The 19655-nt window shown below is 71.5% G+C and carries 11 protein-coding genes; 3 read left to right on the top strand and 8 right to left on the bottom strand.

What is annotated here, in order from left to right:
- The first annotated feature begins 262 nt into the window (after positions 1 to 262).
- A complete protein-coding gene (locus ACIRR8_RS05825; RefSeq protein ID WP_404059442.1) occupies positions 263 to 1288 on the top strand; it encodes an ATP-dependent 6-phosphofructokinase in 1026 nt (341 codons plus the stop codon).
- A 27-nt stretch (positions 1289 to 1315) separates the two neighbouring features.
- Here the strand turns inward: ACIRR8_RS05825 and ACIRR8_RS05820 are convergent, their stop codons facing one another.
- From ACIRR8_RS05820 to ACIRR8_RS05810, 3 genes are all read right to left on the bottom strand, one after another.
- Complete coding sequence (locus ACIRR8_RS05820) at positions 1316 to 2020, bottom strand: helix-turn-helix domain-containing protein (RefSeq protein WP_404059439.1); 705 nt, start codon at positions 2018 to 2020, stop codon at positions 1316 to 1318.
- A gap of 183 nt (positions 2021 to 2203) precedes the next feature.
- On the bottom strand, positions 2204 to 2878 hold the full coding sequence (locus ACIRR8_RS05815) for a response regulator (RefSeq protein ID WP_404059436.1): 675 nt from the start codon (positions 2876 to 2878) through the stop codon (positions 2204 to 2206).
- Complete coding sequence (locus ACIRR8_RS05810) at positions 2875 to 4539, bottom strand: ATP-binding protein (protein WP_404059434.1); 1665 nt, start codon at positions 4537 to 4539, stop codon at positions 2875 to 2877. The genes ACIRR8_RS05815 and ACIRR8_RS05810 overlap by 4 nt, the downstream gene beginning before the upstream one ends.
- Positions 4540 to 4701: 162 nt before the next feature.
- Here ACIRR8_RS05810 and ACIRR8_RS05805 point away from each other — a divergent pair, with 162 nt between their 5' ends.
- Positions 4702 to 6069 (top strand): cation:dicarboxylate symporter family transporter, encoded by a 1368-nt coding sequence (locus ACIRR8_RS05805; RefSeq protein ID WP_404059431.1) that lies wholly within the window; start codon positions 4702 to 4704, stop codon positions 6067 to 6069.
- A 173-nt stretch (positions 6070 to 6242) separates the two neighbouring features.
- Here the strand turns inward: ACIRR8_RS05805 and glgB are convergent, their stop codons facing one another.
- From glgB to ACIRR8_RS05785, 4 genes are all read right to left on the bottom strand, one after another.
- A complete protein-coding gene (gene glgB, locus ACIRR8_RS05800) occupies positions 6243 to 8639 on the bottom strand; it encodes a 1,4-alpha-glucan branching enzyme (protein ID WP_404059428.1) in 2397 nt (798 codons plus the stop codon).
- A 57-nt stretch (positions 8640 to 8696) separates the two neighbouring features.
- Positions 8697 to 10118, bottom strand: a complete 1422-nt coding sequence (locus ACIRR8_RS05795) for a phosphotransferase (protein ID WP_404059425.1) — start codon at positions 10116 to 10118, stop codon at positions 8697 to 8699.
- Between the two features lie 207 nt (positions 10119 to 10325).
- A complete protein-coding gene (gene treS / locus ACIRR8_RS05790; protein WP_326703436.1) occupies positions 10326 to 12032 on the bottom strand; it encodes a maltose alpha-D-glucosyltransferase in 1707 nt (568 codons plus the stop codon).
- Complete coding sequence (locus ACIRR8_RS05785; RefSeq protein ID WP_404059421.1) at positions 12029 to 14047, bottom strand: alpha-1,4-glucan--maltose-1-phosphate maltosyltransferase; 2019 nt, start codon at positions 14045 to 14047, stop codon at positions 12029 to 12031. The genes treS and ACIRR8_RS05785 overlap by 4 nt, the downstream gene beginning before the upstream one ends.
- A 724-nt stretch (positions 14048 to 14771) precedes the next feature.
- Between ACIRR8_RS05785 and glgP the strand changes: the two genes are divergently transcribed.
- Positions 14772 to 17444: an alpha-glucan family phosphorylase gene (gene glgP, locus ACIRR8_RS05780; protein ID WP_404059418.1), complete on the top strand. Its 2673-nt coding sequence runs from the start codon at positions 14772 to 14774 to the stop codon at positions 17442 to 17444.
- 109 nt (positions 17445 to 17553) lie between these two features.
- Here glgP and ACIRR8_RS05775 read toward each other — a convergent pair whose 3' ends face one another.
- Complete coding sequence (locus ACIRR8_RS05775; RefSeq protein WP_404059415.1) at positions 17554 to 19590, bottom strand: M4 family metallopeptidase; 2037 nt, start codon at positions 19588 to 19590, stop codon at positions 17554 to 17556.
- Positions 19591 to 19655: the final 65 nt, after the last annotated feature.

The raw sequence follows: 19655 nt of genomic DNA, 5'->3' as shown, positions 1-19655 counted from the left end.
CCCCGCGCTGTCCCCGGCGCTCCGAGGGGTGCGGCCATTGGCCTGCATTGCCTCTTGACGATACCTGCGCGGGCCGCTATGCCGCCCGCCGGAGGATTTCGGCCCCCGAGCGCCTCCCCACCACTCCCGGATCGCTGCCCCGGCCCGGCCGAAAGCGCGGGGTCCGTGCCGGGCGTGGGACAATCGAGCTGGTTCAGGGCAGGGGGGCCGCCTCGGTCGGCCTCCTGGAACAGCGCGACTAACGAGCAGGAGACACACCTCGATGCGCATCGGCATTCTCACCGCGGGCGGCGACTGCCCCGGCCTGAACGCAGTGATCCGGTCGGTCGTCCACCGGGCCGTCGTGGGCCACGGCGACGAGGTCATCGGCTTCGAGGACGGCTTCAAAGGGCTGCTCGACGGCCACTTCCGCCCTCTCGACCTCAACGCGGTCAGCGGCATCCTCGCCCGCGGCGGCACGATCCTCGGCTCGGCGCGCCTGGAGCGCGACCGGTTGCGCGAGGCCGCGGAGAACTGCGAGGAGCTGGCCCGGCGTTACGGCATCGACGCACTGATCCCGATCGGCGGCGAGGGCACGCTGACGGCGGCCCGGATGCTCTCCGACGCGGGCATGCCGGTGGTCGGCGTCCCGAAGACCATCGACAACGACATCTCCGCCACCGACCGGACCTTCGGCTTCGACACCGCCGTCGGCGTCGCGACCGAGGCCATAGACCGTCTCAAGACGACCGCCGAGTCCCACCAGCGGGTGATGGTCGTCGAGGTCATGGGCCGCCACGCGGGCTGGATCGCGCTGGAGTCCGGGATGGCGGGCGGCGCCCACGGCATCTGCCTGCCCGAGCGCCCCTTCGCGGTCGACGACCTGGTCAAGATGGTCGAGGAGCGGTTCGCGCGCGGCAAGAAGTTCGCCGTCATCTGCGTCGCCGAGGGCGCGCACCCGGCCGAGGGCTCGATGCCGTACGCCAAGGGCGCGATCGACCAGTTCGGCCACGAGCGCTTCCAGGGCATCGGCAACCGCCTCGCCGTCGAGCTGGAGACCCGGCTCGGCAAGGAGGCCCGACCGGTCATCCTCGGCCACGTCCAGCGCGGCGGCACGCCCACCGCGTACGACCGGGTCCTCGCCACCCGCTTCGGCTGGCACGCCGTGGAGGCCGTCCACCGCGGCGACTTCGGCCGGATGACCGCCCTGCGCGGCACCGAGATCGCCATGGTCCCGCTCGCGGACGCGGTCACGCAGCTCAAGACCGTCCCGCTGGACCGCATGTACGAGGCGGAGTCGGTGTTCTAGAGCCGTACGGCGAGTCCCGTACGGGTCCTACACCCCCGCCGTCCGCCAGAACTGGTCCACCACCCGGGCCAGGAACGCCCGTCCCGCGTCGCCCGTCGACCCGGACCGTTCCTGGCCCGTGCTGCTCCAGCTCAGCGTGGAGACCATCAGGGCCTGGTAGTCGGCGTGCAGCTGCTCCAGCACGTCCTGGATCTTCGCCCGGTCCAGCGGGACCACCTTCGCCACCGGGCGGACGTACGCCTGCCAGCGCGTGGTGACCGCACTCGTCAGCAGTTCGGCCAGCTCCTCGTCGCGGCCGGTCGCCGTGAGGAACTGGGCCGGTGACAGGCCGAGCGCCCGGCACAGCGCGGCGGACTGCCGCTCGTTGCCCTTCCAGCGCCCCGTCTCCTCCATCCGCAGGTACGAGGCCCCGGTCATCCCGAGCTGCCGCGCCAGGTCGTCCACCGCGAGCTCCCGGCTCATCCGGTGCTCGCGCAGGGTGGCGGCGGCGGCCAGCAGCTCGCCCGGCGCGCACCACAGGACACCGGCCAGGGCGGTCAGTTCACGTTCGCCGGGGGTCGCCAGACCGCGTTCCCAGGCGATGACGGTCTCGGCGGGTATCCGCAGCCCGTACTGGGCGGCGAGGCCGTAGGCGACATGTCCGGGAGCCATCCCCAGTGCCTCGCGGAGGCGGCGCGCGGCGGGGGCGTTGAAGGGCGGGGTGGGGTGCACGGCCCCACCGTAGAAGTCCATTTCCGTCCTGGCTACGGTCTGTTCTGTACAGAACACGCTTCGTAGGAACCTCCTAGTGCGAACCGGGCGGGCGGTACGCAATCAAGGGCCCCACCAGCGCTTTCCTTACCGCCGGTATTCCACCCCCACTGCTTCTGCGCGCCCTTGCGGCAAGCGCTTGCGGTATGTTTTCGGCGGTGGGCCTCAGCGACCGCCGGCCAGCCAGCGGTAGTGGAGCTCAGGTCGGCCGACCTGCCCATAATGTGGACGCCGCGCCGCGCTCCCGACGGTCACCAGGTGCTCCAGATAGCGGCGCGCGGTGATCCGCGAGATCCCGAGCCGCTCGCCGGCGGCCGCCGCTGTCACGCCTTCCGCCGACTCCCGCAGAACCCGGGTCACCGCCTCCAGGGTCGGCCCGCTGAGCCCCTTCGGCAGGGCGGCCGGCTCGGTGACCCGCAGCGCGCCCAGCGCCCGGTCCACCTCCTCCTGCCCGCTCGCCTCACCCGCGGCGCCCCGGAACTCGGCGTACCGCGTCAGCCGGTCCCGCAGCGTCGGGTAGGTGAACGGTTTCAGGACGTACTGGACGACCCCGAGCGACACCCCCTCCCGCACCACCGCGAGGTCCCGCGCCGAGGTCACCGCGATCACGTCCGCCCCGTGCCCGGCGGCCCGCAGCGAGCGCAGCAGTCCGAGTCCGTGGCCGTCGGGGAGATACAGATCCAGCAGGAGCAGGTCGACCGGGGTGCGCTCCAGCACCCGTACGGCCTCCGCGCGGGTGTGGGCCACGGCGGCCACGGTGAAGCCCGCCACCCGCTCCACGTACATCTGGTGCGCGTCGGCGGCCACCGGATCGTCCTCCACCACCAGCACCCGGATCACGCGGTCACCTCCGTTGCGGTACGGTCCCCGAGCGGCAGCCGTACGGTGAACCGTGCCCCGCCCTCCGGCGCCCGGTCCAGCTCCACCGACCCGCCGTTGCGGTGCGCCGCCTGCCGCACCAGCGCGAGGCCGAGCCCGCGCCCGGCCCCGTGCGTCGACCAGCCGCGCCGGAACACCTCGTCCGCCTCCTCCGGCCCGATGCCCGCCCCGCTGTCGGAGACCCGCAGCAGCAGCTCCCGGCCGTCGGCGAGTGCGGTCACGGTGACCCGGGCCCGCCCGGCCCCACCCGGCGAAGCCGTACGAGGCGCCGGCACGGCCGCCACCGCGTCGCCGTCCGATGCCGCCTCCACCGCGTTGTCGATCAGGTTGCCGAGGATCGTCACCAGGTCCCGCTGGGGCAGCGAGTCGGGCAGCGCGCCGTCGTCGATCAGGCTGTCCTCGGCCAGCTCCAGCTCCACCCCGCGCTCGTTCGCCTGGGCCGCCTTGCCGAGCAGCAGCGCGGCCAGCACCGGCTCCTCGACCGCGCCCACCACCCGGTCGGTCAGCACCTGCGCCAGCTCCAGCTCCGCCGTCGCGAACTCCACCGCCTCCTCCACCCGGCCCAGCTCGATCAGCGACACCACCGTGTGCAGCCGGTTCGCCGCCTCGTGGGCCTGCGAGCGCAACGCCTGCGTGAAACCGCGCTCGGAGTCCAGCTCACCGGTGAGCGCCTGGAGCTCGGTGTGGTCCCGCAGGGTCACCACCGTGCCCCGGTGCTCCCCGCCCACCACCGGACGGGTGTTGACGACCACCACGCGCTCCGCCGTCAGGTGCAGCTCGTCCACCCGCGCCTCCGACGCCAGCAGCGCCCCGGTCAGCGGCGCGGGCAGCGCCAGCTCGTCCACGGTCCGGCCGAGCGCCTCCCTCTCCGGGTCGAGCCCCAGCAGTTCGCGCCCGGCGTCGTTGACCAGCGCGATCCGCCGCTGCCCGTCCAGCATCAGCAGCCCCTCGCGCACCGCGTGCAGGGTGGCCTGGTGGTAGTCGTGCAGCCGGCTCAGCTCGGCCGCGTTCATGCCGTGGGTGTGCCGCCGCAGCCGGGCGTTGATCACGTACGTACCGATCCCGCCGAGCGCCAGCGCCCCGCCCGCCGCCAGCGCGAGGGCGCCGAGCTGCTCGCGTACCTGCGAGGAGACCCGGTCCACGGTGATGCCCGCGCTGACGAGCCCGACGATCCGCTCTCCGTCGCGGACCGGGGTGACCACGCGTATCGACGGGCCGAGCGTGCCGGTGTACGTCTCGGTGAAGGTCTCCCCGGCGAGCGCCTCCTCGGTGTGGCCGAGAAACGTCTCGCCGATCTGCGACGCGTCCGGGTGCGTCCACCGCTTCCGCTCGGTGTCCATGATCGTGACGAAGGCGATCTGGGTGTCCCGGCGCACCTGCTCCGCGTACGGCTGGAGCACGGCGGACGGGTCCGGGGTGCGAATGGCCTCCCGTACGGAGGGGGAATCGGCCACCGCCAGCGCCGCCGCCCGCACCTGCCGGGCCGCGGTCTGCTCGGCCTGCGCGGAACCGGAGACATAGGCGAAGACCGCGCATCCGGCCACCACCGCGGCGATCAGCACGACCTGCATGGCGAAGAGCTGGCCGGCCAGGCTGCGGGGACGGGTACGGGGGAGGCGCATGCCCCACAGTCTGCCTCGCCGGAACACCTGGCCCCCAGTGGCTCGAAAGCGCCCGTGAACGATATGAACGCAAGGGTGACCGGGGTCACAGGGCGGTGGATAGTCACCGGAGCCCCCAGGGACGGGGGTGCACACCCCCTGACCGAGCCGAGGAGCCCCACGATGGCCGTGGCAGCCAAAAAACGGGACCGTACCCATTACCTGTACATCGCCGTGATCGCCGCCGTGGCGCTCGGCATCCTGGTGGGCTTCGCGGCCCCCGGGGTGGCCGTCGAGCTCAAGCCCATCGGCGCCGGCTTCGTGAACCTGATCAAGATGATGATCTCGCCGATCATCTTCTGCACGATCGTGCTGGGCGTCGGCTCGGTCCGCAAGGCGGCCAAGGTCGGCGCGGTCGGCGGCCTGGCACTCGGCTACTTCCTGGTGATGTCGACCGTCGCGCTCGCCATCGGCCTGCTGGTCGGCAACTTCCTGGAGCCCGGCTCCACCCTCCACATCACCGAGGCGGCCCGCGCCGCCGGGGAGAAGCAGGCGTCCGGCGCCAGCGAGTCCACGGTCGACTTCCTGCTCGGCATCATCCCGACCACCATCGTCTCCGCCTTCACGGCGGGCGAGGTGCTCCAGACGCTGCTGGTCGCACTGCTCGCGGGCTTCGCGCTCCAGGCGATGGGCTCGGCGGGCGAGCCGATCATCCGCGGCATCACGCACATCCAGCGGCTCGTCTTCCGCATCCTCGCCATGATCATGTGGGCGGCGCCGGTCGGCGCGTTCGGCGCGATCGCGGCGGTGGTCGGCGAGACCGGTCTCGACGCGCTGAAGTCCCTGGCCATCATCATGATCGGCTTCTACGTCACCTGCGGTCTCTTCGTCTTCGTGGTGCTCGGCGCGATCCTGCGCCTGGTCGCCGGGGTCAACCTGCTCGCGCTGCTGAAGTACCTGGGCCGCGAGTTCCTGCTGATCCTCTCCACCTCCTCCTCCGAGTCCGCGCTGCCGCGGCTGATCGCGAAGATGGAGCACCTGGGGGTCAGCAAGCCGGTCGTCGGCATCACCGTGCCGACCGGCTACTCCTTCAACCTCGACGGCACCGCGATCTACCTCACGATGTCCTCGCTCTTCATCGCCAACGCGATGGGCGACCCGCTGAGCGCGAGCGAGCAGATCTCGCTCCTCATCTTCATGGTCATCGCCTCGAAGGGCGCGGCCGGCGTGACCGGCGCGGGCCTCGCGACCCTGGCGGGCGGGCTCCAGTCGCACCGCCCGGAACTCGTCGACGGCGTCGGCCTGATCGTCGGCATCGACCGCTTCATGAGCGAGGCCCGCGCGCTGACCAACTTCGCGGGCAACGCGGTCGCCACGGTCCTGGTCGGCCACTGGACCAAGGAGATCGACAAGGAGCGGGTGGGCCAGGTCCTCGCCGGACAGATCCCGTTCGACGAGCGGACGTTGGTCGACGACGGCCATGGCGCCCCGGCCGACTCCACCGAGGTCCCCGAGCCGCGCGAGAAGGCGGCCGAGCCCGCCAAGGTCTGACGGGCGCATCCAAGCCACGGCGACATCCCCCCACACCAAGGACACCTGTATCCCCCGGTACGGGTGTCCTTGCCCGGCCCCCGCGCGAGCGGCGGCCACAGGCGAGGGCCCCGTTCCGCATCACCCCCGACGCGGAACGGGGCCCTCGTGCGCGGCCCGGAGGGCTCAGGCCCTCACGCGGGCCGGAACCACACCGTCGCCAGCGGCGGCAGCGTCAGCGAGATGCTGGACGGGCGGCCGTGTGCGGGGACCGCCTCCGCCTTCAGCGGCTCCTCGTTGCGTACGTCGCTGCCGCCGTACCGGTCCGCGTCCGTGTTGAGGACCTCCACCCAGCCCTCCGTCCCGGTCTCCGGCACCCCGAGGCGGTAGTCGTTGCGGACCACCGGGGAGAAGTGCGAGACCGCGAGGAGCGGCGAGCCGTCCGCGTCGTAGCGGAGGAACGCGAAGACGTTGTCCTCGGCCGCGCCGCCGTCCACCCAGCTGAACCCCTCCGGGGCCGTGTCACGCTGCCAGAGCGCGGGCACCGCGCCGTACACCGCGTTCAGGTCGCCCACCAGGTTCCGCACCCCGCGGTGGTCGCCGGAGGCCTCGTACGCCGGGTCCAGCAGCCACCAGTCCGGGCCGTGGACCTCCGACCACTCGGCGCCTTGGGCGAACTCCTGGCCCATGAAGAGGAGTTGCTTGCCCGGGTGGGCCCACATGAAGCCCAGGTAGGCACGGTGGGTGGCGCGCTGCTGCCACCAGTCGCCGGGCATCTTCGCCACCAGCGCCCGCTTGCCGTGCACCACCTCGTCGTGCGAGATCGGTAGCACGTAGTTCTCGCTGTACGCGTACACCATCGAGAACGTCATCTCGTTGTGGTGGTACTTGCGGTGCACCGGCTCCTTCGCCACGTACAGCAGCGAGTCGTGCATCCAGCCCATGTTCCACTTCAGCCCGAAGCCCAGGCCGCCGCTGTCGGTGGGCCGGGTGACGCCGTCCCAGGCGGTGGACTCCTCGGCGATGGTGACGACCCCGGGGTTGCGGCGGTAGACGGTCGCGTTCATCTCCTGGAGGAAGGCGACCGCGTCCCAGTTCTCGCGCCCGCCCTGCTCGTTGGGCGACCACTGGCCGTCCTCGCGGGAGTAGTCGAGGTAGAGCATCGAGGCGACGGCGTCGACCCGCAGCCCGTCGATGTGGAACTCCTCGCACCAGTACGTGGCGTTGGCGACCAGGAAGTTACGCACCTCGGTGCGGCCGTAGTCGAACTCCAGCGTCCCCCAGTCCGGGTGCGCCGCGCGCTGCGGGTCTTCGTGCTCGTACAGCGGGCGCCCGTCGAACTCGGCCAACGCCCAGTCGTCGCGCGGGAAGTGGGCCGGGACCCAGTCCATGATGACGCCGATGCCCGCCCGGTGCAGGGCGTCCACCAGGAACCGGAAGTCGTCCGGGGTGCCCATCCGGGAGGTCGGGGCGTAGAAGCCGGTGACCTGGTAGCCCCAGGAACCGCCGAAGGGGTGCTCGGAGACCGGCATCAGCTCGACGTGCGTGAAGCCGAGGTCCTTGACGTACGAGGGGAGCTGCTCAGCCAGTTGACGATAAGTCAGGCCCGGCCGCCAGGAGGCGAGATGGACCTCGTAGACGGAGAAGGGGGCCTCGTGGACCGGGCGGTCGCCCCGGTGCGCCATCCAGTCCGCGTCCCGCCACTCGTGGTGCGCGGCGGTGACGATGGAGGCGGTCGCGGGCGGCACCTCGGTGCGGCGGGCCATCGGGTCGGCCCGGACCGTGTGCGAACCGTCCGGGCGGCAGATGTCGTACTTGTAGAGCGCGCCCTCGCCGACCCCGGGCAGGAACAGCTCCCACACCCCGGTCGAGCCCAGCGAACGCATCGGCGTGCCGGTGCCGTCCCAGTAGGTGAAGTCACCGCTCACCCGCACCCCGCGCGCGTTCGGCGCCCACACGGTGAACCGGGTCCCGGCCACGCCCTGGTGGACCATCGGCTCCGCGCCGAGCGCCCGCCACAGCTCCTCGTGGCGGCCCTCCGCGATCAGATGCAGGTCCAGGTCGCCGAGCGAGGGCCAGAAGCGGTACGGGTCCTCCACCTCGATGCTGTTGTCGTCGTACGCGACCTGGAACCGGTAGACCGGGACCTCCTTCACCGGCAGCACCCCGGAGAAGAACCCGTCCCCGTCGTCGTGCAGTTCGGCCCGCACGTCCTCCGCCAGCACCGTCACCGAGCGGGCGAACGGGCGCAGCGCCCGGACCAGCACACCGCCCGGGATCGGACGGGCGCCGAGCACGGAGTGCGGGTCGTGGTGGTCACCCGCCAGCAGCCGGCCGCGGTCGGCGAGGTCCAGGGCCGGTGCGGGACGGGCGCTCGCGTCGCCGGCCTGCCGGGGCAGCGGCGGGACGGCCGCCGCACGCTTGGGGCGGGCGCGCTTGGCGGGCGCGGGCTCGGTCGTCGTCGCGGCGGCCTCGACTGCTTCCGCCGTCTCCGCGGGTACGGGCGCGGGCGCGGTCTCCACGCTCACGGCTTCGGGTACGGCTTCGGCGGTCTTGCGGGATCCCTTGCGGGACGGCTTGCGGGCGGTCACGGGGACTGCCTCCTCTGGGAGTTCGGAGGGCGGAGGGGAGATACGGGGAGTGGGGGCTCAGGCCGCGGCGGACTGGGCCAGGCGCTGGATGGCGGCCATCGGGACCGGCAGCCAGTCGGGGCGGTGCCGGGCCTCGTACACCACCTCGTACACCGCCTTGTCGGTCTCGTGGGCGCGCAGCAGCTCCGGCTCGCCGCGCGGATCGCTGCCCGAGGCGAGCGCGTACCCCTCGCAGTAGGCGGCCCGGCAGCGCGCCGCCCACTCGGGGTTCCACGGGCGGTGCGAGCGGGCCGCGTAGTCGAAGGAGCGCAGCATGCCCGCCACATCGCGGACCGGCGGTGACGGGCGGCGGCGCTCGTCCAGCGGGCGGGCCGGTTCGCCCTCGAAGTCGATCAGCGACCAGAAGCCGTCCGGGGAGCGGAGCGCCTGGCCGAGATGGAGATCGCCGTGCACCCGCTGCTGTGCCCAGCCGCCGCCCCGGTGCCCGAGCGCCGTGACGGCGTCGAACGCGGTGCGCAGGGCCGGGACGTACGGAGTCAGAGCGGGCACTGCCTGGGCGGCGGCCTCCAGGCGCTGGGTCATCTGCGCGATCAGCTGCCGGGTCTGCGTCCCGTGCAGTGGCGGGGTGGGCAGGGCCGCGGCGAGCGCGGTGTGCACCTCGGCGGTGGCCCGGCCGAGCGCCCGCGCCTCCGGGACGAAGTCGCGGCCCGCCGTGAGCCCGGTCAGGGCGAGCTGCCAGCCGTCCCGGGCGCCGTGCAGGAACGGCTGGAGGACACCGAGGGTGAGCGGTTCGGGGCCGGGGGCCTCGAACCAGGCGATCGGGGCCGGGACGCGTTCGCACCCTTCGCGGGCCAGGGCGAGCGGCAGCTCCAGATCCGGGTTGGTGCCCGGGAAGACCCGGCGGAAGATCTTGAGGATGTACGCATCGCCGTAGACCAGCGAGGAGTTGGACTGTTCGGCGTCCAGCACCCGGGGCGGCAGCCCGGCCGGGATCGCGGCGGTCCGCTCGAAGCGGAGCGAGCCCAGCGTGCCGGGACGGCGGAACCGTTCCAGCAGGAGGTCCGCCAGCCGTGGATCGTGCAGCGCGTCGTAGACGGTCCGCCCGGCCAGCGGTCCGCGCTCCACCCGGCCGATCAGCGCTCCGGCGAGCGTGGTCGGCAGCGTACTCCGTACGCCGATCAGGATCTGGTAGCAGTCGTCCGCCGGGTGGTCCGACGGCGACGGCTGCTGGGCCCGGACCAGCAGATGGAGCAGGCCGGGTCCGGCGCTGCCGTCCAGTGGCAGCATCTCGGTGGCCGCGACCAGGGCGAAGCCGGTGACCGGCCGGCCCTTTCCGGCGAACCACCGCTGCCGGGGCAGCCATTCATGGAGCAGGGGGGCGAGGGACGGCAGCAGGGCGCCGTCCACCGTACTGCTGTGGGTCGCGCTGTTCCTCGTGCTCTTCGCCAGGGCGACGTGAGTGGATGCACGCTCCGACATGGCATCGCGTCCTTTCCCCGGGCACACAGGATGCGAAGAGTGTCCCGGATTGCGGCAATGGCTGTCCGGCTGTGCGGGACGTGTCGGGAGAGGAAGGTGCTTACGGACTCGAACGGCCGAACCGTGAGGAGCTGCCGGGAAGCCCGGTACGGGACGGGTGCCCCGTGCGGGACGGCGGAAACCGTCCCGCACGGGGCGGCCGCCGGATCAGGCCGGCGGCGCGTCCTTGCGCAGCCGGAACCAGTAGAAGCCGTGACCGGCCAGGGTCAGCAGGTAGGGCCACTGGCCGATGGCCGGGAAGCGTACCCCGCCGATCAATTCCACCGGATGACGTCCGGCGAACGATCGGAGGTCCAGTTCCGTCGGCTGCGCGAACCGCGAGAAGTTGTGCACGCACAGAACGAGGTCGTCCTTGTACTCGCGGGTGAACGCCAGCACCGCCGGGTTGGAGGACGGCAGCTCGGTGTACTCGCCGAGCCCGAAGGCCGGGTTCTGCTTGCGGATCTCGATCATCCGCCGCGTCCAGTGCAGCAGCGAGGACGGCGAGGCCATCGACGCTTCCACGTTGGTGACCTGGTAGCCGTAGACCGGGTCCATGATCGTGGGGAGGTAGAGCCGCCCCGGATCGCTGGAGGAGAACCCGGCGTTGCGGTCGGGCGTCCACTGCATCGGGGTGCGTACGGCGTCCCGGTCGCCCAGCCAGATGTTGTCGCCCATCCCGATCTCGTCCCCGTAGTAGAGGATCGGGGAGCCCGGCAGCGACAGCAGCAGAGCGGTGAACAGCTCGATCTGGTTGCGGTCGTTGTCCAGCAGCGGGGCCAGGCGGCGGCGGATGCCGATGTTGGCGCGCATCCGCGGGTCCTTGGCGTACTCCGCGTACATGTAGTCGCGCTCTTCGTCCGTGACCATTTCGAGGGTCAGCTCGTCGTGGTTGCGCAGGAAGATGCCCCACTGGCAGTTCTTCGGGATCTCCGGGGTCTTCGCCAGGATTTCGGAGACCGGGTAGCGGCTCTCCCGGCGCACCGCCATGAAGATGCGCGGCATGACCGGGAAGTGGAACGCCATGTGGCACTCGTCGCCGCCCGCCTCGTAGTCGCCGAAGTAGTCGACGACGTCCTCCGGCCACTGGTTGGCCTCGGCGAGGAGCACGGTGTCCGGGTAGTTGGCGTCGATCTCCTTGCGGACCCGCTTGAGGAAGTGGTGGGTCTCGGGGAGGTTCTCGCAGTTGGTGCCCTCGCGCTGGTAGAGGTAGGGCACCGCGTCGACCCGGAAGCCGTCGATGCCCAGGTCCAGCCAGAACCGCAGGGCGGCCATGATCTCTTCCTGCACGGCCGGGTTCTCGTAGTTGAGGTCCGGCTGGTGCGAGAAGAAGCGGTGCCAGTAGTACTGCTTGCGGACCGGGTCGAAGGTCCAGTTGGACGTCTCGGTGTCGACGAAGATGATCCGGGCGTCCTGGAACTGCTTGTCGTCGTCGGCCCAGACGTAGTAGTCGCCGTACGGCCCGTCCGGGTCGGTGCGGGACTGCTGGAACCACTCGTGCTGGTCGCTCGTGTGGTTCATGACGAAGTCGATGATGACGCGCATGCCGCGCTGGTGCGAGGCGTCCACGAACTCGACGAAGTCGGCGAGGTCGCCGAACTCCGGCAGGACCGCGGTGTAGTCGGAGACGTCGTAACCGCCGTCGCGCAGCGGCGACTTGAAGAACGGCGGCAGCCAGAGGCAGTCGACACCGAGCCACTGGAGGTAGTCCAGCTTGGCGGTGATGCCCTTGAGGTCGCCGATTCCGTCGCCGTTGGAGTCCTGGAAGGACCGGACGAGCACCTCGTAGAAGACGGCGCGCTTGAACCAGTCGGGATCGCGGTCCTTGGCGGGAGTGTCCTCGAACGTGTCGTGGACAGGCTCATTGACGATCATGGTGTGGGTGACCCTCCGGTCGGCGGGGACGGTCGCAGGACGGCGATGTGCGCGGGCGTGGTGCCCGGCTCCAGGCGCACATAGAAGGCCCTGCCCCAGTGATAGGTGTCGCCGGTGAGCTCGTCGCGCACCGGTACGCGCTCGTGGCCCTGGAGGCCGAGCCGCTCCATGTCCAACGAGACCGTGGCCTCCTGGGTGTGGTGCGGGTCGAGGTTCACGACCACCAGAACGGTGTTCGAACCCGAACGCTTGCTGTAGACGATCAGCGACTCGTTGTCGGCGTGGTGGAAGTGGACCTCGCGCAGCTGCTGGAGTGCGGGGTTACGTCGTCGGATCCGGTTCAGCGAGGTGATCAGGGGCGTCAGTGTGCGGCCCTCGCGCTCCGCCGACTCCCAGTCCCTCGGCCGCAGTTCGTACTTCTCCGAGTGCAGGTACTCCTCGCTCCCCGGCTTGGCCGGGGTGTTCTCGCACAGCTCGAACCCCGCGTAGACGCCCCAGGACGGGGCGAGGGTGGCGGCGAGCACGGCCCGTGCCTCGAAGGCCGGGCGGCCGCCGTGCTGCAGGTAGCCCGGCAGGATGTCCGGGGTGTTCACGAAGAAGTTGGGCCGCATGTACGAGGCGGCCTCGCCGGACAGCTCCGTGACGTACTCGGTCAGCTCCTGCTTGGTGTTCCGCCAGGTGAAGTACGTGTACGACTGCTGGAACCCGACCGCGCCCAGGGTGTGCATCATCGCCGGGCGGGTGAACGCCTCCGCCAGGAAGACGACGTCGGGGTCGGTGCCGTTGATCTCGGCGATCACCTTCTCCCAGAAGACCACCGGCTTGGTGTGCGGGTTGTCGACGCGGAAGATACGCACCCCGTGGTCCATCCAGAAGCGCAGGATGCGTACCGTCTCCGCCACCAGACCGCGCATGTCCTTGTCGAAGGCGATGGGATAGATGTCCTGGTACTTCTTCGGCGGGTTCTCGGCGTACGCGATCGAGCCGTCGGGGCGGTGGTGGAACCAGTCCGGGTGGTCCTTGACCCACGGGTGGTCCGGGGAGCACTGGAGCGCGAAGTCCAGCGCGATCTCCATCCGGAGGTTGCGGGCCACCTCCACGAAGTGGTCGAAGTCCTCCAGAGTGCCCAGCTCCGGGTGGATCGCGTCGTGCCCGCCGTCCGGCGAACCGATCGCCCACGGCACGCCCGGATCGTGCTCACCGGGCGTCAGGGTGTTGTTCGGGCCCTTGCGGTGGGTGGTCCCGATCGGGTGGATCGGAGGCAGGTACACGACATCGAACCCCATGGCGGCGACCGCCGGCAGCCGCTCGGCCGCCGTCCGGAACGTGCCGCTGACCAGCCGCGTCTCCGCGTCCGGCGAGGTGTCGGCCGGGTCCACCGGCACCCGCCTCGCACCCTCCGAGCGCGGGAACAGCTCGTACCAGGAGCCGTACAGCGCACGTTCGCGCTCCACACGCACCGCCAGCGGCTTGGAGCGGGTGACCAGTTCGCGCAGGGGGTGGCGGCCGAGGACCGCCTCGGCGGCCGGGGTCAGGGAGGCGGCCAGCCGGGCGGCGGGGGAGTGCGCCGTGTCGCGCAGCGCGTCCACCGCGGCCAGCACCGCCTCGCGGCCGTTCTTCTTCGGTACGCCCGCGGCGGCCCGCTCCAGCAGCGCCGCGCCCTCCGCCAGCACCAGATCGGTGTCGATACCGGCCGGGATCTTGATCGCCGCGTGGTGGCGCCAGGTGGCGACCGGGTCGCTCCACGCCTCCACCGTGTACGTCCAGCGGCCCTCGGAGTCCGGCGTGATCTCGGCCCCCCACCGGTCGGTGCCCGGGGCCAGCTCGCGCATCGGGGTCCACGGTCCCACCCGTCCGCTCGGATCGCGCAGGACGACGTTGGCCGCCACAGCGTCATGGCCTTCGCGGAAGACGGTGGCGGTGACCTGGAAAGTCTCACCGACGACCGACTTCGCCGGCCGTCTGCCGCAGTCGACGAGGGGACGGACGTCCAGGACGGGAATACGACCGATCATGGAATCACCTGGGGGCTGGAGGAGCTCGGTGTGCGGGGGTGACGGCATGGACGCGGAGGACCGACCGCGCGTACCGCGATGATGGGGATCTGTCCTTTGTAGCTGCTCAGCTGTCGGCTGACGGGCTGTGGGCATGGCCGCTCCTGTCCGCGTTCACCCGAATGGCACTCGAACGGGTGGGTCACGGGGGTTTCGCGCATGTTTCGGATGCACTGGGGAGGGTGTGCGGGCCGGGTCGTGCTGCGTACAGGGAAGTGCCGGGAAGGAACCGGGAAGCACCGGGAAAGCCTTCCCCAGGTTCACTCCCGGGAAATCCGGCGCTGTGTTAACTACTCGGTCGTAACCGCTCGGTCGGGTCCGGGGCAGGGCCCGGTGGCGCCCGGCGTACGCCCCACGGCGTACGGGAGACCGAAGCGCCCTCACAGGTTCCGGATACCCGCTCTGCGGCGCCACACGGCAGCCTTCCCTGTGTCAGGAAGGTCCACAAGGCTGCGTACGGGAAGGAAATCGGCCAAACCCGCAGGTGAAGGGTGGGGTGGGGAAGGGTGTGCGGTGCCGGTGGGGTTCGTGTGGGAGGCGTGCGCGGGCCGTCCTCGGCTCCGGTGAGCCGTCCACGCGCCGTGGCAGGCCGCCACGGACGGCCGCTACCGTCAGGGGTGACGGAAAGGACGCACACCGTGGTGCGTCCCCTCGGATGCGCAAGTCCCCTGTAAAGGTGGAGTACGTGAAGGCCATTCGTCGATTCACCGTGCGTCCTGTCCTCCCCGAACCCCTCCGACCCCTCCACGACCTCGCGCGCAACCTGCGCTGGTCGTGGCACACCGAGACCCGCGAGCTGTTCCGGTCCGCCGACCCCGAGGGGTGGCGGCCCGCGGACGCCGACCCCGTACGGCTGCTCGGCTCCCTGACCGCGGGGCGCCTGGCCGAACTGGGCCGGGACGAGGAGTACCTGGGCCGCCTGGCCGAGGCCTCCGCCGATCTGCGGGAGTATCTGGACGGCCCCCGCTGGTACCAGGAACAGCAGGCCTCCGGAGCCGAACTCCCGTCCGCCATCGCCTACTTCTCACCCGAGTTCGGCGTCACTGCCGCACTGCCGCAGTACAGCGGCGGCCTCGGCATCCTGGCCGGGGACCACCTCAAGGCCGCCAGCGACCTGGGCGTCCCGCTCATCGGCGTCGGCCTGCTCTACCGGCACGGCTACTTCCGCCAGAGCCTCTCCCGTGAGGGCTGGCAGCAGGAGCACTATCCGGTCCTGGATCCCAACGAGCTCCCGCTCGACCTGGTCCGCGAGGCCGACGGCACTCCCGCCCGGGTGGTGCTGGCCCTGCCCGGCGGACGCTCGCTGCACGCCTGTATCTGGCTGGCCCGGGTCGGCCGCGTCCCGCTCCTCCTGCTCGACTCCGACGTCGAGGAGAACGCGCCGGGCGAACGCGACGTCACCGACCGGCTGTACGGCGGCGGCAGCGACCACCGCCTCCTCCAGGAGATGCTCCTCGGCATCGGCGGGGTGCGCGCCGTGCGCACCTGGTGCCGGCTCACCCGGACCCCGGAGCCGGAGGTGTTCCACACCAACGAGGGCCACGCCGGCTTCCTCGGCCTGGAGCGCATCCGCGAACTGGCCTCCGACGGGCTCGACTTCGAGGCAGCCCTCGAAGTGGTCCGCGCCGGAACCGTGTTCACCACCCACACCCCGGTGCCCGCCGGGATAGACCGCTTCGACCGGCAGCTGATCGCCCGCCACTTCGGCGACGACGGCGAGCTGAGCGGCGTACCCGTGGAGAAGATCCTGCCGCTCGGCCGGGAGACCTACCCCGGCGGCGAGCCCGAGCTGTTCAACATGGCGGTGATGGGGCTCCGGCTCGCGCAGCGCGCCAACGGCGTCTCCACCCTCCACGGGGCCGTCAGCCGGGAGATGTTCTCCGGGCTCTGGCCGGGCTTCGACCCGGCGGACGTGCCGATCACCTCGGTCACCAACGGCGTCCACGCACCGACCTGGGTCGCTCCGGAGGTCTTCAGCCTCGGTGCCGGACAGGTCGGCACCGGCCGCGCCCACCAGGTGCTGGCCGGCGGACCGGTGGACGGCGAGGCCTCCTCGCCGCAGGCGGGCACCCCGCGCCGCTGGGACGCGGTGGGCGGGATCGGCGACCAGGAGATCTGGGAGCTGCGCCGTGAGCTGCGCGGCCAGCTGGTGACCGAGGTCCGGCGCCGCCTCTACGCCTCCTGGCGCAGGCGCGGCGCGGGCACCGCCGAGCTGGGCTGGATCGACGGCGTCCTCGACCCGGACGTCCTCACCATCGGCTTCGCCCGCCGCGTCCCGTCGTACAAGCGCCTCACGCTGATGCTCCGCGACCGCGACCGGCTGCGGGAGCTCCTCCTGCACCCGACGCACCCGATCCAGATCGTCGTCGCCGGCAAGGCCCACCCGGCCGACGACGGTGGCAAGCGGCTGGTCCAGGAGCTGGTGCGGTTCGCGGACGACCCGCGGGTGCGCCACCGCATCGTCTTCCTGCCGGACTACGGCATGGGCATGGCGCAGAAGCTCTACCCGGGCTGCGACGTCTGGCTCAACAACCCGCTGCGCCCGCTGGAGGCGTGCGGCACGAGCGGGATGAAGGCGGCGCTCAACGGCTGCCTCAACCTGTCGGTGCGCGACGGCTGGTGGGACGAGTGGTTCGATCCGGACTTCGGCTGGGAGATCCCCACCGCCGACGGCTCGGCGGTCGACGAGGACCGCCGCGACGAGCTGGAGTCCAACGCGCTGTACGCGCTGATCGAGGACCGGGTCGCGCCGCGCTTCTACGACCGGGGCGCCACGGACCTGCCGGACCGGTGGATCGAGATGGTCCGCTCGACCCTGGTCACCCTGGGGCCGAAGGTGCTGGCGGGGCGGATGGTGCGGGAGTACGTGGAGCGGCTCTACGCGCCCGCCGCGCAGTCCCGGCGGGCGCTCGGCCCGGCGGTGGCGCGGGATCTGGCGGAGTGGAAGGCGAAGGTCCGGGCGGCCTGGCCCGAAGTCTCCGTCGACCATGTGGAGTCGGTCAGCGGCACCGTGGCGGGCGGCTCGGCGGAGCTGGGGGCGACCCTGTCGCTGCGGGTGCGGATCGCGCTCGGCGGCCTGGACCCGGACGACGTCGAGGTGCAGGTGGTGGCGGGCCGGGTCGACTCTGCCGACGCCATCGCGGACGCCCAGGTCTTCCCGCTGAAGCCGGCGGGCGGCCATGACCTGGAGGACCGCTGGCTCTACGAGGGCCCGCTCGCCCTGGACCGGACGGGACCGTACGGCTACACCGTGCGCGTCCTGCCCTCGCACGAACTGCTGGCCTCCGGAGCAGAGTTGGGACTGCTCGCGGTACCGAACGAGGCTACGGGTGAGGGCGCGGGCGTGCTGATGCGCTGAGCGCGCGCCGTACGGCGACGTGGCGAACGGCCCGGCAGGGGAGCAGAACCCCTGCCGGGCCGTTCGGTCATGTGGTGGAGCGGTGGTGCCCAGGGTGTGGCGTGGTGGATCAGAAGGTGAGCTTGAAGCTGTTGATCCGGCCGGTGTCCGAGCGGTACACGTCCTGGACCCTCAGCTTCCACTCCCCGTTGGCCACCTTGGACGAGGCGTTGACCGTGTAGGTCGCCACCACGTTGTCCGCGGAGTCGCTGGAGGAGGAGTTCTTCAGGCGGAAGGTGCCGCCGTCCGGGGCCACCAGGTCGATGACCAGGTCACCGCGGTAGGTGTGGCTGATGTTGACGTCGACCTTGAGGGCGCTCGGCGCGTTGCCCGCGATGCCGGTGACGTTGACCGCGCTGGTGACGGCCGCGCCCGCGTCCGGGATGTTCACGGCGGTGTTGTTCTCGAAGACCTTGCCACCCGGGTCGCCGCCGCCGGGGCGGGTGCCCACGTTGATGGCGGCCCAGGCGTTGGCCACGGCGGTGTACTCGGGGCTGGTGGCGCCGTACAGCTCACTGGCGACCGCGAGCGTGCCGGTGCGGGCGGCGGCGTAGTTGGTCGTCGAGGTGAACTTGGTGGTGAGCGCCTTGAACCAGATCAGCGACGCCTTGTCCCGGCCGATGCCGGTGACCGGCAGCCCGTCGGAGGTCGGGGAGTCGTAGCTGACGCCGTTGATGGTCTTGGCGCCGCTGCCCTCGGAGAGCAGGTAGTACCAGTGGTTGGCCGGGCCCGAGGAGTAGTGCACGTCGATGCTGCCGATGCCGGAGTACCAGGCGTCCTTGGAGCTGCCGTCCTTGCTCGGCTTGTCCATGTAGCGCAGCGGGGTGCCGTTGCCACGGATGTCGATCTTCTCGCCGACCAGGTAGTCGCCCTGGTCCTGGGAGTTGTTCGCGTTGAACTCGACGGCGGCCGCGAAGATGTCGGACGTCGCCTCGTTGAGGCCGCCGGACTCACCGCTGTACACCAGCTTGGCGGTGACCGAGGTCAGGCCGTGGGTCATCTCGTGGGCGGCCACGTCGATGGAGGTCAGCGGCTTGACGTTGCCGGCCCCGTCGCCGTACGTCATGCAGAAGCAGCTGTCCTGCCAGAAGGCGTTGACGTAGTTGTTGCCGTAGTGGACCCGGGAGTACGCGCCGACGCCGTCACCGCGCAAGCCGTTGCGGCCGTGCACGTTCTTGAAGTAGTCCCAGGTGAGCGCGGCGCCGTAGTGGGCGTCGGCGCCGGCCGTCTCCAGGTTCTGCGGGGTGCCGTTGCCCCACACGTCCGTAGAGTTGGTGAAGAGCGTGCCGGTGCCGGAGGTGCCCCGGTTGAGGTTGTACGTCTTGTGGTTGCCGCGCGCGGTGTCGGTCAGGGTGTACGAGGGCGCCGTGCCCAGCGTCACCTGGCCGCTGTACTGGGTGTTGCCGGTCCCGTTGTGGACGGCCTGCCACTCGTACAGCTTCTCGCCGGTCGCCGCGTCGGTGACGACGTGCAGCTCGTTCGGGGTGCCGTCGTGCTGGAGTCCGCCGACGACCGTCTCGTAGGCGAGCTTCGGGGAGCCGCTGCCCAGCCAGACGACCTTGCGCGGCGCCTTCTCCGCCTTCGTCGCCTTCGAGCCCTCGGTCTTCGCCGCGCCGAGCGCCTGCTTCTCGGCGGCGGCCGGGGCCACGTCGGCGGTGAGGCCGACAGACTTCAGCTGCGCGGTGGTCGCCTTCGACGCCTTGACGACGCTCAGGGTCTTACCGGCCGTCGTCTCCTGGACCACGAGGTCGCCGCCGAGGACGGGGAGCCCGTCGAGGGTGCGCTCGTAGCGGGTGTGCGTGGTGCCGTCCCGGTCCTGGACGACATCGCGGACGACGAGCTTCTCCATGGCGCCGAGACCGAGGGCCTTGGCGGTGGCCGCCTTGGTGGCGTCGGCCTCGCTGAGGAGCGCGGCGCGCTGGGCCGGGGAGAGCTTGGCGGGGAGCGAACCCGGGTCGGCCTTCGTGCCGGCGGTGATCCCGCCGGCCGGAGCGGCCGAGGCCGGGGTGGCGGTGGCGGCGCCGGACTGCAGTCCGACGGCGATCATGGCTGCTGCGGCTATCAGAGCGCCGGTCGCGGTGGCGCGACGGCTGGGCGTGGATCTCACGCGGACTCCTTCTGCGAGGGGGGTTACCCGGCGGCGCTGGATGGGCCGTCCGGGACAGTGCAGGC

It is taken from the genome of Streptomyces sp. NPDC101178, assembly GCF_044767965.1.
Lineage (GTDB): Bacteria > Actinomycetota > Actinomycetes > Streptomycetales > Streptomycetaceae > Streptomyces.
The sequence above is the reverse complement of the archived record's forward strand: the minus strand, read 5'-3'. Positions and strand labels throughout refer to the sequence as shown.